Source organism: Ochrobactrum sp. WV_118_8 (genome assembly GCF_039631535.1).
Classification (GTDB): domain Bacteria; phylum Pseudomonadota; class Alphaproteobacteria; order Rhizobiales; family Rhizobiaceae; genus Brucella; species Brucella anthropi.
In genome coordinates this window covers 227,982-242,654 of sequence record NZ_JBDIUZ010000002.1, presented here as the reverse complement: position 1 = coordinate 242,654, position 14,673 = coordinate 227,982, and the positions used below count along the sequence as shown (strand labels likewise).

Genomic DNA, 14,673 nt, shown 5'->3' with positions numbered 1-14,673 from the left:
GTTTGCGGCCTCTTGTCTTTGGTGTTTCCGCTCTAGCTAACCCTAGGTTGTTATCGGAGCTTGGAGGGACGGATGCATTGGCTTCAGGCAATATTTCAGCAGGCACCCGAAATTGCTTTGTTCCTTTCCCTGGCCGGTGGGTATGCGATCGGCAAGATACACTTCGGCAAGTTCCAGTTAGGAGGGGTTGCCGGGTCACTGCTTGTCGCGGTGATAATCAGCCAGGTGGGCGTTCAGATCGATAATGGGGTGAAGGCTCTGCTCTTCGCCCTTTTTATTTATGCGGTCGGTTTCGAAAGTGGTCCGCAATTCTTTAGATCACTCGGGCGGCAATCCTTGCGTGAGATCGCAATGGCCGCGGTGCTCGCTATCAGCGGTCTCGCGACCGTCGTCATCATGGCGCGCATATTCGGTTTGGACAAAGGTCTTGCGGCGGGTATCGCAGCAGGTGGGCTGACGCAATCTGCAATCATCGGAACGGCAAGTTCGGCCATTTCCAAGCTTGGTCTGGCAGCTGACGAAGTACAGCGATTGCAGGCCAATGTCGCTGTTGGATATGCTGTGACCTATATTTTCGGTTCCTTCGGAGCGATCATTGTCTGCGTCAATCTGCTGCCGAAATTCATGGGACGCACTATCCGCGACGATGCCATCAAGGCGGAAGCCGAACTTTTGGCTGGCATAAGGGTCTTGGGGCAGGGCGAAAGCGAAGCAGCTCCTGATCTTGTGGGGCGCATCTATAAGGTGGAACAGGCATCAGGAAAGACCGTGGCCCAGATTGAGGCGATGACCTCTGTTGAAGACGCCATAACCATTGAACGGGTCAAACGTGCTGGCAAGATCATCGGCCTCGCACCCAATCTCCATCTGGAAAGGGACGACATCGTTCTTGTGGCCGGCAGGCGCTCAGGCGTTGTCGCTTCTGGCAACAAGATCGGCACCGAATTGCAATCTTCTGAAGGCATGGATGTCGTCGTGCAAATCCGTGACGTGACGATCACTTCACCGGATTATGTCGGCAAGACCGTTGCTGCGATCAAGGAGAATATAAGCTCTGAACTGCGCCATGGCGTCTATGTTATCGGTGTCAAACGTGCCGACAAGCCTTTGCCGCTGCAACCTGATACGGTCATCAGTGCTGGCGATGTCGTTTCACTCTACGGAACCGATCAGGATTTGCAGCGTGCGGCGAAGTCTATCGGTCCGGTGATCGTTCCGAGTGACAAGACCGATTTCGTGTTTCATGGTCTTGGTATCGCATTCGGTCTTCTGATTGGTCTGGCTGTCGTGCGCATTGGTTCGATACCGCTGACACTCGGCAGCGGCGGCGGAGCGCTTCTGTCAGGTCTGCTCTTCGGTTGGTATCGCAGCCGGAACATGACCATCGGCAACATGCCGACGGGTGCCTCCACATTGCTGCGCGATTTGGGCCTCGCTGGCTTTGTTGCAGTTGTCGGCCTCCAATCAGGTCTGCAGGCCGTGCAGACAATTATCAGCAGCGGTCTCACCATTTTCCTGATCGGTGTGGTCGTAACCATTCTGCCGCTGATCATCACGATGTTCTTTGGCCGTTACGTGCTGAAATATGACAATGTGGCTATATTTGCTGGCGCTCTTTCCGGGTCGCGCAGCGCAAATCCTGCCTTCGGCGAAGTGCTCGACAAGGCAGGCAATTCCATTCCTACCACCCCGTTCGCAATCACCTATGCGCTTGCCAATGTCTTTTTGACATTGCTCGGGCCGTTGGTGGTCGCTTTCTCCTGAGGAGTAGATCATGGCGAAGACTGATTATAGCAAATATGCAAAGCTAAGCCCGTTCGAACTCAAGGACGCACTGATCCAGCTGGCTTCAAGCAAAGCTGATCTGACCATGCTGAACGCCGGGCGCGGCAATCCGAACTTTCTTGCCACCTTACCACGTCGTGCCTTTCTGCGGCTGGGGCTATTTGCAGTCGCAGAAGCCGAACTTTCCTATTCCTATATGTCGACAAGCGTGGGCGGTTTGCCGAAAGTCGAGGGAATTGAAGGGCGTTTCCAGAGATTTCTTTCAGATAATGGCGACCAGCCCGGGGTGAAGTTTCTCGGGCGTGCACTGTCTTATGTGCGCGATCAGCTGGGCCTTTCCCCATCAGAATATCTGCATGAAATGGTGGAAGGCATTCTTGGGTGTAACTATCCGGTTCCACCGCGCATGCTGAAGATCAGCGAAGAGATCGTGAAGCATTATCTCGTGCGCGAGATGATCGGCGGTTACATGAGTTCCGATAAACTCGATATATTCGCGGTCGAAGGCGGAACTGCTGCCATGACCTATATTTTCGACACGCTGAAACAGAACAAGATACTTGATGAAGGCGATACAGTCGCCATCGGCATGCCAGCTTTCACGCCCTACATCGAAATACCGGAACTGAACAATTATCGGTTGAAAGAAGTGCACATCAATGCCGACCCGCACCAGGGCTGGCAATATCCGGAAGCGGAGCTGAACAAGCTGCTCGACAAGTCGGTCAAGGTCTTCTTCCTGATCAATCCGAGCAACCCGCCGTCGGTCAAGATGGATCAACGCGGCCTTGAGCAAATCGCGCGGATCGTCAAGGAAAAGCGTCCCGATCTCATGATCTTGACGGATGACGTCTACGGCACTTTTGCAGATGACTTCAAGTCGCTCTTTGCGATCTGCCCTTACAATACAATGCTCGTCTATTCTTTTTCCAAGTACTTCGGAGCAACCGGCTGGCGTCTTGGTGTTGTCGCCATGCAGAAGGACAATCTTCTGGATGAAAAGCTCAAGAACCTCCCGTCATCGGCGAAGAAGGAAATGAATGAGCGCTATTCCTCACTAACGCCGGATGTCTCAAAACTGAAGTTTATTGACAGGCTTGTTGCCGACAGCCGCACTGTCGCGCTTAACCACACAGCAGGGCTATCAACGCCGCAGCAAGTGCAGATGGTTCTGTTCTCGCTTTTCGGTCTGATGGACGAAAAGGATTCCTACAAGGCCGAACTCAAGAAGTTGATCCGTCACCGTGAAGCGGCGCTTTACCGCGAGCTTGGGCTGGAACCACAGTCCGACGAGAATGAAGTCGATTATTATACGCTGCTCGATCTGGAGGATATCGTTCGCCGCCTCTATGGCGATGATTTCGCGGCCTGGGTGAAGAAGAATATCTCTCCAACAGAATTGCTTTTCCGTATCGCAGATGAAACCGGCATTGTTATGCTTCCGGGCACTGGCTTCGGTACTTTGCAGCCTGCAGGGCGTATCTCGCTGGCGAACCTCAATGAGTATGAATATGCCGCTATCGGGCGTTCGCTCCGGCGTATGGCGGAAGAGGTTTACGACAAGGAATTCAAGCCAAAGAAGAAAAACAAATAAGTTGTTGGGCAGGGGCGCGAAAAGCGCCCCTTCAGCCATTAGGCTGACGACAGAACCAGCAAGTCGCGGCGGACGTCATCACCGTTGCCGCTTATGAGCTGCTTCTCGATATCCGCATGTGTGGCCTTCCATATCGGCACCGCTGCAGCAAGAGCTGCTTTTCCCTCAGGCGTGAGTTGCAATAAACGCTCGCGCCTGTCCTTCGGGTTGATAACGATCTCCACCCAACCTTGCCGTTGCAATGGCTTCAACGCTGCGGTCAAAGTCGTCTGATCCATGGCCAACAGTTCTGCCACCGGCTTCATTGGCGGCGGCGACGGGCGATTGAGCGACATCATCAGCGAGAATTGACCGTTGGTCAGCCCAACTGGACGCAGAGCGTCGTCAAAGCGGCGGGCGAGCGCACGTGCGGCGCGCTGAACATGCAAGCAAAGGCAGGTATCACGAACCAGAAGTGTTGTTTCAAAAGGTACATCGAGGCTATTTGACATGATTTATTAATATTGATATCAATGTAAATCGTCAAGCGGGAACATTGATATCTGGGCATAGACAGGGAGCAAAAGCCGGAGGAGGGCTTGCACCATGAATGAGGTTGTATCCCGAGAAGTTTGGCTTGAGGCGCGACGTGCGCTTCTGGCAAGTGAAAAAGAAGCCACTCATCTGCGCGACAAGGTCAATCGTGAGCGGCAGGCACTGCCATGGGTGAAGGTTGATAAGGACTATGCATTCGATACGCCTTCGGGTCGGAAGTCGCTTTCCGAACTGTTCGACGGGCGTAGCCAGTTGCTGGTCTACCATTTCATGTTCGGACCCGACTGGGATCAAGGTTGCACAGGGTGTTCGTTCCTTGCTGACAATCTTGATGGCGCCGTGACACATCTCAACAATCACGACGTCACGCTAATTGCCGTTTCGCGCGGGCCTCTGGCAAAGCTGGAAGCTTACAAAAGGCGAATGGGTTGGCATTTTCCATGGGTTTCGTCAGAAGGCAGTGATTTCAATTTCGATTACCACGTCTCCTTTACGAAGGATGAGCTCGAGAATAACCGTGTTTTCTACAATTTCGACAAGCTGGCTGCTGAAGATGCTTTTGATGAGCTGCCCGGCATGAGCGCTTTCTACAAGGACGACAGCGGTGCCATCTATCACACCTATTCCAGCTATGCCCGAGGCATCGAGGAGTGGATAGGTACTTTGATGATCCTCGACCGCGCCCCCAAGGGCCGGAATGAAAATGGCACGATGCATTTCGTCAAACGGCATGATGAGTATGAAGCACAGGCTTCCAAGCACAGCTGCTGCGGCTGATCATTCAACTGCGAAAGAAATCCAAGGGAGTACTTTCAATGAAAAACGGCTCTTCTCCGTTCGTCTGGTACGAACTTATGACAACAGATGCTGACAACGCACAGGATTTTTATACAAAAGTCGTCGGCTGGACAGCGAAAGATGCCGGGGTTCCCGGCATGAAATATACATTGTTCGAAGTGCCCGGATGCATGATTGCAGGCATGATGTCGATGGCGGATATGCCAAAGGAAGATTGCGGAGGCGAACCCGGCTGGATCGGTTATGTCGGTGTCGCAAATGCAGACGAATATGCCAAAAAGGTTCAAGCTGAAGGTGGCAAGGTGCTCAGAGCAGCGCAGGATATCCCGGACATTGGACGGTTTGCGATCGTTTCGGACCCGCAAGGTGGTATCTTTGCACTTTTTGAACCGAAAGACGACATGCCGCCACCGGCTGACTTCGGTTCGCGCAAACCGGGGCATCCGGGCTGGCATGAACTGTATGCTCAAAACTGCGAGACGGTATTTCCGTTCTATGAGAAAGTTTTCGGCTGGAAGCTCTCACGAAATTTCGACATGGGGCCTATGGGCAATTACAAGGTGTTCAGTGTCGATGGTGCCGATCACGGCGGTATCATGACCGCACCTCCCGGCACTCCTGTTGGCTGGGGTTTCTATTTCATGGTCGATGGCGTGAAGAATGCTGCCAGCCGGGTCAAGTCTCTCGGCGGAGCGGTTTTGCAAGAGCCGATGGAAGTGCCGAACGGGGAATGGGTTGTTCAATGCAAGGATCCGCAAGGTGTGAACATCTCGCTCGTGGCGCCAAAACCGTAGGATAATTGCGCCTTGCGATTGACTGCCGATACATTTGCGATGATTGGTTGGACCATCGAAACGTATCGGCGGAAGATCGATCATGCACGACAGAAGGATGCGTCAGTCTCGGCAGGCAGGTACTGTTTTTGCCGCGGATGTTGGTGGGTCCTTCATTCGGCTGGCCCGCTCTGTACATCCGGGACACATCGAACTTCTTGAAAAGTTGCCGACCCCTGCAAGCAGTTGGGATGAGTTCGGGGGCGCATTGGAAACTGTGCTTCGAACCCGCGCATCGGACGAGGTGGGGCCACTTGCACTTTCCATCGCTGGATTGGTTGATCCAGTAACAAGTTCCGCTTTCTCGGCGAACATTCCTTGCATCACCGATCACAGATTAAGTCTTGAACTCGGCGAGCGATTGCAGCGACAGGTGATCGCCGCCAATGATGCTGATTGTCTGGCCCTTGCAGAAGCTATCGAAGGGGCTGGTAAGGGGCACGACATAGTTTTTTGCGCAGTGCTGGGCACAGGTGTTGGCGGCGGGCTTGTTATCGACGGTCGATTGGTTCGCGGTAAAGCCGGTTTGACTGGCGAATGGGGGCATGGCCCGATCCTCAACACGTGTGTAGAAATAGACGGACAAACAGTGTCGGTTCCTCGCTTCGATTGCGGCTGCGGTCAGAGCGGTTGCGTCGATACGATTGGCGGCGCGCGCGGGATCGAAAAGCTGCATCAGTTTCTGAACGGTATAGATGCGAGTAGCCATGCGGTCCTGCAGGAATGGCTGGAAGGCAGACCGGAGGCGAGACGGACGATTACCGCTCATCTCCAGCTGGTTGCCGATCCGCTTGCAGCCGTCGTCAACATAACAGGCACGTCGATTATTCCGGTTGGTGGTGGACTTGCTACTGCTTCCGAATTGATCTCCGCACTTGATACGGCCGTCAGGGCCAGAATTTTGCGGAAAATGAACCAGCCATTGGTCGTTCCGGGTGTATTCGGCAGTGATGGCGGTTTGGTTGGGGCCGCAATATTGGGGCATCAGACGTGAGCGTGTTACTTGAAGTCTGCGTAGATAGCGCCGAAGGGTTGCGGTCGGCAATTGAAGGTGGTGCGGATCGTATCGAGCTCTGTTCTGCGCTTGAGCTTGGTGGTTTGACTCCTTCGCTCGGATTGATGGAGCTTGCCTCGAAAGCGCCAATCCCGGTTTACACAATGATCAGACCGCGCGCGGGCAATTTCTGCTTTTCGACAGAAGATGAAGCCATCATGGTGTCGGATATTCGTAATGCCAGAAATGCCGGTTTGGCCGGTGTTGTCATTGGTGCTTCGCTGAGCGACGGTTCTCTTGATGTCGCCATGTTGGAAAGACTGGTTGCAGAAGCAAAAGGCCTTGGAACGACGCTTCATCGCGCATTCGATCTCGTTCCGAATATGGAGATTGCCGTGAAGCAAGCAATTGCACTCGGCTTTGAGCGCATTCTGACGTCTGGTTTGTCACAAACTGCGGAAAAGGGGCTGGATAATCTGCGGGTGCTGGCTGAGTTGGCTGGTGGCCGCATCCGCATCATGCCCGGCAGCGGCGTCAATGCGGAGAATGCGAGACGGATCGTGGAGGCAACGGGCGCGGCAGAGATTCATGCTTCATGCCGTGTCCCGGTCGAAGAGAAGGATTCTCGCGCTATCGCTTTCGGTTTTGCCGCAGGACAATCATTTCGGACATCAGCTCAGCGTGTAAGCGCTTTGAAAGCCGCCATAGAAAAAATTTGAAGGACGTTCATTCCAAATTTTGTAAGTCGCTGAGTGCAGCATTCATAAACTGATCGGCAAAAGAAATGGAAATTTCTCATACACTTTAAGGCGACACTTAAACCCTATTGCCACCCTGAAAGAGTTTGAGTAGAAGTGACATCACATCAAGAGTTGGGGAGACGCCCAACGCCAACCTGCCTCTCCGGGCAAGGTGGTACTCTCTGTAAAGAGAGGATGTGGCCAAACCGGCAAATATACGGATAAAGCCACTCGCGTCCTCCCCCAACATAAACTAGGGACCGACGCGACATGCCGATTAAAATTCCTGACGATCTGCCAGCAACCAGTGTTCTCCAGGCCGAGGGCGTCATGGTCATGCGCGAAGCAGATGCCATTCGTCAGGATATTCGTCCGCTGAAGATCGGCCTTCTCAATCTGATGCCGAACAAGGTCACGACAGAGACGCAGATTGCGCGTCTGCTTGGCGCGACACCGCTGCAGGTCGAGCTGACCCTTGTTCGTATCACCAACCATGTGGCGCGCCATACGCCTGCCGATCACATGTTGTCGTTCTACCAGCCGTGGGAAGAGGTGCAGGACCAACGCTTTGACGGTTTTGTCATCACCGGTGCTCCGGTCGAACGCCTCGAGTTCGAGGAAGTCACCTATTGGGATGAGATGCAGCGTGTCTTCGATTGGACGCAGACCCATGTGCACCGGTCACTGAATATATGCTGGGCCGCACAGGCTGCCGTCCATCATTTCCACGGCATGGGCAAGTACGAGCTGCCGGGCAAGGCGTCAGGCGTCTATAGCCAGCACAACCTTGCGCCGTCGTCTCCCTACCTTCGTGGCTTTTCGGATGATTTCAAAATCCCGGTTTCACGTTGGACCGAAGTGCGCAAGAGCGACATTCCAGCCGAGAGTGAGCTGAAGGTTTTGGTCGATAGTCCGGAAACGGGCCTTTGCCTGCTGGACGATCCACGTCATCGCGCGCTGCATATGTTCAATCACGTGGAGTACGACACAACGTCGCTTGCCGATGAGTATTTCCGCGACATTCAGGCTCAGCCTGAAACAAAGGTTCCAGCGAACTATTTCCCCGGAGATGACGCGACGCGCCAGCCGGAAAACCGCTGGCGCAGCCACGCACATCTTCTGTTTGGAAACTGGATCAACGAGATGTATCAATCGACGCCTTACGACCTGCAAAATATCGGGAAGCGTTAAGGGCACACAGTAAGGAAAGCGCGACCAGAATGCATCCGATCCACGGCAGGGCTTGCAAGTGCCAGTGCCGTAAAGCAAGTCCGCCCGTGGCCGTGCCAAGCGCTACGCCTATGTGCATGGCAGATAGATTGATCCCGACACCGGCATCTGCCGTTGCGGGATCGGTCGTGATGAGAAAGCTCTGAACGACGGGTGATATCATCCAGCTGATACAAGCCCAGACCATCAGTACCGCGCCGAAAATAGTGCTGGAACCTGTTGCAAGCGGTATCGTTGCTAACGCCGTCAGATAGAGAAGTGGCGTCAGCACGATAGCCAACCTTGGTGAAAGCTTGTCGACGAGCAGTCCGCCGAGATAGCCGCCTGTCATTCCGGCCACGCCGAACGCCACCATCGCCCAGATGACTTTCTGTGAAGAGATGTGGACAGCCTCCAGAAGATAGGGTGACAGATAAGCGAACAATACGAAATGACCGCCGATCATCAGGATGGAAACCAATTGTGCTGATACCAGCCGGAAGGATTTGAGGTGTGGCATATAAGGTGGCAAGCCACGCAGGCTTCGTCCTGCACGGGGCAGGGAAAGCAACGACAGGAGCAGCACCAAAGCTGCCGCCAGTGCCAGGCACAGGAAGACCGCACGCCAGCCCAGCCAATCGTTGACAATCATTCCCGTGGGGACACCGGCCACCATCGATCCGCTTATACCCATGAATATGATCCCGATGGCGCGTCCGCGCATTGCGGGACTAACCAGCTCTGTCGCCAGCATGGTGGCAATCAGGCAGACGACTGCACTTGCGGAGGCCATGCCGATGCGCGCGATAAACAGGACAGCATAATTGGAGCTAATGCTCGCGATGATATTGCTTGCGATGAAAACGCCCAAGGCGAAGACGAGGATGGCTTTCCGTTCGAAGCGCGTTGTGAGAACGAGTGCCATCGGAGCGGTAAGCGCAAAGGTAATCGAGAAGATTGATGTGAGCTGCCCAGCAGCACTGACTGAGACATTCAAACCGGGTGCGATGCCCGGAAGAATGCCGACGATAATGTTCTCGGCGGTGCCGGTAACGAAGGTTGCCAGCGCCAGCACAAATAACCGGATGTCCATATTTGCCATTCCCTTTCATGGTAACACCATGCGGGCAGCAAATGGCCCGGCATGGCGATATTGCATGCCGGGTTTCGAGGCAAAGCTTCGGTTATCCCTGATATAACTTCATAACATCCAAACCGGCTTCTGGCCAGTTTCTCGCTGTTTAGCTGGCGGCACGCGCCAGCCATCTGTGCCAGTCGTCCTCTGAGCCGTGGAAAACGTTCAGGTCAATCTTACCGTTCACGCCCTGCGACAGACCCGACCCAGAATACTGCCAGAAGGTCCATGGGCGACCCGGATAGACCTTCGACGGATGCTGGGCAACGGCACGCAGCCAGAATGGATAGTTGGTGAAGGCACCTTTCAGGTTATCGTCATAGAAGTCCGGAGCTGTATAGATGATTGGCCGCTTGCCATAATGCTGCTCCAGCCTGTCCATGAAGACCTGCATCTTTTCCCGCACCTGCGCCGGAGAAGGCCGACGCTTGCAGGAGGAATCGCCGTTCCATTCTACGTCGATGACAGGTGGAAGCGCATCGGCTTCCTTTGGAACATTGCGGATGAACCAATCGGCCTGCTGGCTTGCCACGCGGCACCAGTAGAAAAAGTGGTATGCGCCGCGTTTGATGCCCGCTGCTTTCGCTTCGCGCCAGTTCTTGCGGAACATGGGATCGAGGTGGTCGCCGCCGTCGGTCGCCTTGATGTAGGCGAAGTTTGCACCTTGCGTGCGCAGTCTCACCCAATCGATATCACCCTGCCAGCGGGAGACGTCCACACCGTGCACTGCCAGCTTGCGCGGCGATGAGCGTCCGAAATTGATTGGTTTCGCATCACGAAAGCGGTGGCTGTAGACTTTCGATCGTTCCTGTGGTGCGAGGCGCACCGGCGGATAGGCTGCGACTTCCGGCTTTGGAACAGAGATGCGCGCCTGAGGGCGTTCCTGCAACTGCGGTTGCGGTGTAACGGGAGCAGGCGGTTCTGCCTTGAACGGACCCGCATCCGGAATGGGGCCGGCCCAAGCCAGAACTTCTTCCTGCTCGGCAGCTGGCATCGGCTGCGGTGCGCTCGCCATTTCGCTCAAGGGGGCGGGCGGAACCGGGCGAGCCACCGAACTTGTGGTCTCAGCCGATGTCTTCGACTGGAGCATAATGCTGTCGATGCCCGAACTTGACGTACAGCCCGTCAAAGCGGCGCAGGCAAGGGCAATGACTGATACAACCGAAGAACGCATGAGCACCCGTAACGCAAAACAAATGGGCTGCAACGCTCCCTCCGAGCTAATTGCTAATCAAAGCTTACCGGGAAATGCTGAATCCAAAGTTTACGAAATTGCTAATGCACATTCTCTAATTCGATTGTTGAAGAATTTTTATCAGCGCTGTTGCCGAATTCTCCAATGCGGTTTCATCAAATCCTGAGAATCCGAGGATAAGCCCCTGACGTGGCGTCAGTTTTGTATAGAGCGTTGATAGCGGATGAGCCTCGATACCAGCATCTGCAAGAATAGTGGCAAGGCGCGTATCGCTTTTCCCGTCTGGCAAAGCCAGCAGCAATGAAAGCCCGGCAGGAGGGGCTTCAATTCGGAAAAACTTCGGATCTCCGGGAGCGAGCGCTGCAATCAGTTTACGCCGCCGCGATGCATGTATGCGCCGCATGCGCCTGATGTGCTGTGCAAAGGCTCCCGTTTCGATAAAACTGGCCAATGCCGGTTGGGCCAAGGGCGATGGCGCTGGGAATAAGGTTTGTCGCAGCGCCCTGAATCGAGTGGTCATGTGCGACGGTACAATCAGAAAACCGAGCCGCAGGAGTGGCGAAAAGACCTTGGAGAAACTTCCGATATAAAGGATGCGATCTGGATCAAGCGACATCAGGGATGGCAATGGCTGGCCGACATAACGGTGCTCGCTGTCATAATCGTCCTCGATGATGATGGCGTCGCATTCCCTTGCCCAGGCAAGCAGCTCCAGCCGGCGCCCTAATGGCATGGTCACGCCTGTCGGGTGGTGCCGTGCCGGTGTGACAAACGCTCCACGCGCATTGTTGGCCTTGTCTCGCGCGGTCGAAACATCGAGGCCTCCGCCATCAATGGGGACGGGAATGATGTCGAGGCCATTGACGCCAAGGATCTTGCGCGCGGGCGGATAGCCCGGTTCCTCCATCCACAGTCTGTCACCCGGTACAAACAGGGCCTCCCGAATGAGGGAAAGAGCGTCTGCGCTGCCGCCGGTAATGATAATCTGCTCTGGTGACACAATCATCCCGCGCCACTCGTGCAAATGACGGGCAAGTGAAGATCGCAAAGGATGAAAGCCGAACACATCATCACTGCTTAGCAGCTCAGGGGATGGGTTGCGCCAGATGCGCCCGAGCAGCTTCCCCCACTCGTCGTGTGGGAAATGATCACTATCAAATACACCAAGATGAAAAGGTTTGGCTTTCTCGTGATGTAACTGCGGCTGGACTATCGCGTCGAGGGGCGGATGGTCGACTGTCAGACTGGTGTCGGGAAGTTCGGCGGTGACATGGGTTCCGGAACCTTGACGTCCTTCGAGATAGCCCTCGGCAATCAACTGGTCGAATGCCGCGAGAACGGTTGTTCGTGACAGGCCGAGTTCCAGAGATAAGGCGCGGGTAGACGGCAACCTTGAATCGGGTTTCAGGCGTCCGGCTAAAACCGCTTGTCTTATCTGATCAACCAGTTGGGCGGTCAGCGAGACATCGCTGGAGCGATCAATCCCGAATTCTGGAAGTGTATTCGAAATTGGCATCATAGTATTCTCTTAAAGTGGCTATTTTCTCAAAGCCACTATGAGGGCAGTTTGGCCGAATACAAAGGAGAAAAATCGGCCATGACGACAGCCCCTTCAGAACGCAGCCGTGTAAAACGCTTGCATGAGCGCGGTGCCTATGACGCAGCCACGGTTCACGCAATCATCGATGCGCAGCCTCTGGCGCATGTGGCCTATGTGTTCAACGGAACGCCCTATGTCACGCCCACGCTGGTCTGGCGTGAAGGCGATTTCATTTACTGGCACGGATCATCCGCCAGTCGTATGCTGGAAAGCTGCGACGAAGCAGAAGTGTGCGTAAGCTTTACGTTGCTCGACGGGCTGGTCCTCGCTCGCTCGGCGTTTCACCACTCCTGCAATTACCGTTCGGTCATGGCTTTCGGGACAGCGCGCAAAGTTTCGGACATCGCGGTGAAGGAACATCACTTGCGCAGCTTCGTAAACGGCCTTTTTCCGGGTCGCTGGGAAAGCCTGCGGCCGATGATGGCAAAGGAGCTGAAGGCCACCATGCTTCTGGAACTGGAACTGAATGAAGCGTCAGCAAAGGTTCGCTCCGGTCCGCCGAAGGATGACGATGCCGATTATGCCCTGCCAATCTGGGCGGGCGTCATTCCCATGGCCACCCAGATGGGCGCGCCGGTGGATGACGGCCGTATTCTGCCGGGTGTTGTTGCGCCGGATGCCATCATGCAGTTCGGTTATGTGGCTGAAGCGGCGGAATAGGCAACCGAAGGTTCAGGCGGGTCCGAGAAAGATGTGTGTCTCGGATTTCGCGATCCCGTCCATGGCGCGGATACCTGTTACCAGCCGGTGAAATTCATTCATGTTGGGGACTTCGATCTCGGCGATCAGGTCCCACGTACCATTCGTGGTGTTCACCGCAGAAAAGCCGGGGTTCTTGCGTAAAGTCGCTATCACGCTTTTGATGTTTCGCCCGGTCAATTCGATCATCATGATGCCGCGGATCATGTCGGTGGCACCATGATCCTTCAATCTGACTGTAAAGCCCGCAATGACGCCTGATGCGATCAGGCGTTCCATCCGGCTTTGGATCGTGCCCCGCGCCACACCCAAAATGCTGGCGAGAGTCGGAATGGACGCACGCGCATTGATGCGCAGTTCCGATATTAATCGTTGATCCAGATCATCCATCACCACACCGCCATTTGATGATTTCGTCAGTTTGATTGCGTTTATCGCAGATTGCTGGACATTTCTATACAGAATTGACGTTTTCGTTGATCCTTTGCTCCGTTAGCGTGCTTGAAAACAAACAAGCCGGATAAGCAAGCAACGCAACCGGCAAGGGGAATTTCGGAGGTGGATCGATGGAGCTTTTCTTTCTCCCGCTCCTGGGTAACCAGAGCATATCGTTCTTGCCTGTTCCGAATCTGTTTTCCCAAGAAATTTGCCGTCGCCCGTCGGGCGTCGACGATCTGGAAAGATGCGTCCAGCCGGGCGCTCGGAACGGGCATCGCCCGTGATCGCGATACGATCACTTAGGAGAAAATGAAATGAAAACCCTTCTGTCTTCGCTCATTGCCGCTGGCGTCGGTGCGCTGATGATGCTCGCTCCCGCTCATGCGGACGACCTCGAAAAGGTCAAGCAGAGCGGCGAGTTGCGCATCGGCATGAGCGGTGTTTTCCCGCCATTCAGTTTTGTTGATGGTAAGAACCAGGTGGTTGGTTTCGACGTCGATATCGGCACCGAAATTGCCAAGCGCCTTGATGTAAAGCCGGTTGTCGTGACCACCGCTTTCGACGGCATCATTGCAGGCCTGCGCGCAGGCAAGTTCGATGTGGTCGTCGGCAGCATGAGCATCACGCCGGAACGCGAAAAGGCTGTCGATTTCGCAGGCCCTTACTATCGCGGTGGCCGTGGAATTTTCGTGACGGAAGCCTCGCCGGTGAAGTCCATGGACGAACTGAAACATGGCAAGACCATTGCCGTGACGCTTGGCGAAACCAGCGACAAGTGGGCGCGCGAGCAGGGCGGCTGGACCGTCCGTACCTATAAGGGCATCCCGGAACTGCTGCTTGAGCTTCGTTCAGGTCGCGTGGACGCCATTGCATCGGATGACATTCCGATCCTGATCGCCATCAAGGAAAGCGGCGAAAAGGTTCGTCAGCTCGATACGCCTGAACTTCAGGGCACCGACAATGTCGGCATTGCTCTGCGCAAGGGTAACCCTGAGCTTAAGGATGCGATCAACAAGGCTCTCGACGACATGAAAGCGGACGGCACCTACGAGAAAATCTCGACCAAGTGGATCGGTCGCGACATCCGCTAACCGCATGAAACCCCGAGCCGGGACAGCT

The 14,673-nt window shown here is 54.8% G+C and carries 14 protein-coding genes and 1 riboswitch; of the genes, 9 read left to right on the top strand and 5 right to left on the bottom strand.

Translation table 11 applies throughout. The features are described 5' to 3' along the window. The first annotated feature begins 72 nt into the window (after positions 1-72). Both aspT and ABDF71_RS15310 read left to right on the top strand, forming a co-directional pair. Positions 73-1,764, top strand: coding sequence for an aspartate-alanine antiporter (gene aspT, locus ABDF71_RS15315; protein WP_151663847.1), 1,692 nt, complete (start codon positions 73-75; stop codon positions 1,762-1,764). Between the two features lie 10 nt (positions 1,765-1,774). Further along, complete coding sequence (locus tag ABDF71_RS15310; RefSeq protein ID WP_010658682.1) at positions 1,775-3,379, top strand: bifunctional aspartate transaminase/aspartate 4-decarboxylase; 1,605 nt, start codon at positions 1,775-1,777, stop codon at positions 3,377-3,379. A gap of 38 nt (positions 3,380-3,417) precedes the next feature. On the opposite strand, the gene ABDF71_RS15305 is transcribed toward ABDF71_RS15310, so the two are convergent. After that, positions 3,418-3,870 carry a MarR family winged helix-turn-helix transcriptional regulator gene (locus ABDF71_RS15305; protein ID WP_010658683.1) on the bottom strand — a complete coding sequence of 151 codons (453 nt, stop codon included), beginning with the start codon at positions 3,868-3,870 and terminating at the stop codon, positions 3,418-3,420. A gap of 94 nt (positions 3,871-3,964) precedes the next feature. Between ABDF71_RS15305 and ABDF71_RS15300 the strand changes: the two genes are divergently transcribed. The 5 genes from ABDF71_RS15300 to metA all read left to right on the top strand — a co-directional run bounded on the left by ABDF71_RS15300 (position 3,965) and on the right by metA (position 8,469). Then, the gene (locus ABDF71_RS15300; protein WP_029927551.1) at positions 3,965-4,690 is read left to right on the top strand and encodes a DUF899 domain-containing protein; all 726 of its coding nucleotides are present in this window, start codon (positions 3,965-3,967) and stop codon (positions 4,688-4,690) included. A 38-nt stretch (positions 4,691-4,728) separates the two neighbouring features. After that, positions 4,729-5,505 carry a VOC family protein gene (locus ABDF71_RS15295; protein WP_029927550.1) on the top strand — a complete coding sequence of 259 codons (777 nt, stop codon included), beginning with the start codon at positions 4,729-4,731 and terminating at the stop codon, positions 5,503-5,505. An 82-nt stretch (positions 5,506-5,587) separates the two neighbouring features. Beyond that, positions 5,588-6,538 carry an ROK family protein gene (locus ABDF71_RS15290; RefSeq protein ID WP_151663846.1) on the top strand — a complete coding sequence of 317 codons (951 nt, stop codon included), beginning with the start codon at positions 5,588-5,590 and terminating at the stop codon, positions 6,536-6,538. Further along, on the top strand, positions 6,535-7,257 hold the full coding sequence (locus ABDF71_RS15285; RefSeq protein WP_029927546.1) for a copper homeostasis protein CutC: 723 nt from the start codon (positions 6,535-6,537) through the stop codon (positions 7,255-7,257). The genes ABDF71_RS15290 and ABDF71_RS15285 overlap by 4 nt, the downstream gene beginning before the upstream one ends. A gap of 138 nt (positions 7,258-7,395) precedes the next feature. Next, positions 7,396-7,505, top strand: a riboswitch (SAM-I-IV-variant riboswitch). 43 nt (positions 7,506-7,548) lie between these two features. Beyond that, positions 7,549-8,469, top strand: coding sequence for a homoserine O-acetyltransferase MetA (metA, locus tag ABDF71_RS15280; RefSeq protein WP_094515189.1), 921 nt, complete (start codon positions 7,549-7,551; stop codon positions 8,467-8,469). Here the strand turns inward: metA and ABDF71_RS15275 are convergent. The 3 genes from ABDF71_RS15275 to pdxR all read right to left on the bottom strand — a co-directional run bounded on the left by ABDF71_RS15275 (position 8,414) and on the right by pdxR (position 12,336). Then, positions 8,414-9,580 carry an MFS transporter gene (locus tag ABDF71_RS15275; protein WP_151663845.1) on the bottom strand — a complete coding sequence of 389 codons (1,167 nt, stop codon included), beginning with the start codon at positions 9,578-9,580 and terminating at the stop codon, positions 8,414-8,416. The two genes, metA and ABDF71_RS15275, sit on opposite strands and share 56 nt — an antisense overlap. A gap of 148 nt (positions 9,581-9,728) precedes the next feature. After that, on the bottom strand, positions 9,729-10,796 hold the full coding sequence (locus ABDF71_RS15270; protein WP_012092909.1) for a glycoside hydrolase family 25 protein: 1,068 nt from the start codon (positions 10,794-10,796) through the stop codon (positions 9,729-9,731). A gap of 115 nt (positions 10,797-10,911) precedes the next feature. After that, positions 10,912-12,336 (bottom strand): MocR-like pyridoxine biosynthesis transcription factor PdxR, encoded by a 1,425-nt coding sequence (pdxR, locus tag ABDF71_RS15265; protein WP_235918647.1) that lies wholly within the window; start codon positions 12,334-12,336, stop codon positions 10,912-10,914. Between the two features lie 78 nt (positions 12,337-12,414). Between pdxR and ABDF71_RS15260 the strand changes: the two genes are divergently transcribed. Next, positions 12,415-13,077, top strand: coding sequence for a pyridoxamine 5'-phosphate oxidase family protein (locus ABDF71_RS15260; RefSeq protein ID WP_151615640.1), 663 nt, complete (start codon positions 12,415-12,417; stop codon positions 13,075-13,077). A 12-nt stretch (positions 13,078-13,089) separates the two neighbouring features. On the opposite strand, the gene ABDF71_RS15255 is transcribed toward ABDF71_RS15260, so the two are convergent. Beyond that, on the bottom strand, positions 13,090-13,506 hold the full coding sequence (locus tag ABDF71_RS15255; protein ID WP_010658693.1) for an Lrp/AsnC family transcriptional regulator: 417 nt from the start codon (positions 13,504-13,506) through the stop codon (positions 13,090-13,092). 362 nt (positions 13,507-13,868) lie between these two features. Here ABDF71_RS15255 and ABDF71_RS15250 point away from each other — a divergent pair, with 362 nt between their 5' ends. Then, positions 13,869-14,645, top strand: a complete 777-nt coding sequence (locus tag ABDF71_RS15250; protein ID WP_151663844.1) for an ABC transporter substrate-binding protein — start codon at positions 13,869-13,871, stop codon at positions 14,643-14,645. Positions 14,646-14,673: the final 28 nt, after the last annotated feature.

What these genes read in the sequence shown, in the direction of transcription:
- ABDF71_RS15260 (WP_151615640.1), top strand. Translation starts at nt 12,415, where the DNA reads ATGACGACAGCCCCTTCAGAACGCAGCCGTGTAAAACGCTTGCATGAG.
- ABDF71_RS15300 (WP_029927551.1), top strand. Translation starts at nt 3,965, where the DNA reads ATGAATGAGGTTGTATCCCGAGAAGTTTGGCTTGAGGCGCGACGTGCG.
- ABDF71_RS15250 (WP_151663844.1), top strand. Translation starts at nt 13,869, where the DNA reads ATGAAAACCCTTCTGTCTTCGCTCATTGCCGCTGGCGTCGGTGCGCTG.
- ABDF71_RS15295 (WP_029927550.1), top strand. Translation starts at nt 4,729, where the DNA reads ATGAAAAACGGCTCTTCTCCGTTCGTCTGGTACGAACTTATGACAACA.
- aspT (WP_151663847.1), top strand. Translation starts at nt 73, where the DNA reads ATGCATTGGCTTCAGGCAATATTTCAGCAGGCACCCGAAATTGCTTTG.
- ABDF71_RS15310 (WP_010658682.1), top strand. Translation starts at nt 1,775, where the DNA reads ATGGCGAAGACTGATTATAGCAAATATGCAAAGCTAAGCCCGTTCGAA.
- metA (WP_094515189.1), top strand. Translation starts at nt 7,549, where the DNA reads ATGCCGATTAAAATTCCTGACGATCTGCCAGCAACCAGTGTTCTCCAG.
- ABDF71_RS15290 (WP_151663846.1), top strand. Translation starts at nt 5,588, where the DNA reads ATGCACGACAGAAGGATGCGTCAGTCTCGGCAGGCAGGTACTGTTTTT.
- ABDF71_RS15255 (WP_010658693.1), bottom strand. Translation starts at nt 13,506, where the DNA reads ATGGATGATCTGGATCAACGATTAATATCGGAACTGCGCATCAATGCG.
- ABDF71_RS15270 (WP_012092909.1), bottom strand. Translation starts at nt 10,796, where the DNA reads ATGCGTTCTTCGGTTGTATCAGTCATTGCCCTTGCCTGCGCCGCTTTG.
- pdxR (WP_235918647.1), bottom strand. Translation starts at nt 12,336, where the DNA reads ATGATGCCAATTTCGAATACACTTCCAGAATTCGGGATTGATCGCTCC.
- ABDF71_RS15275 (WP_151663845.1), bottom strand. Translation starts at nt 9,580, where the DNA reads ATGGACATCCGGTTATTTGTGCTGGCGCTGGCAACCTTCGTTACCGGC.
- ABDF71_RS15305 (WP_010658683.1), bottom strand. Translation starts at nt 3,870, where the DNA reads ATGTCAAATAGCCTCGATGTACCTTTTGAAACAACACTTCTGGTTCGT.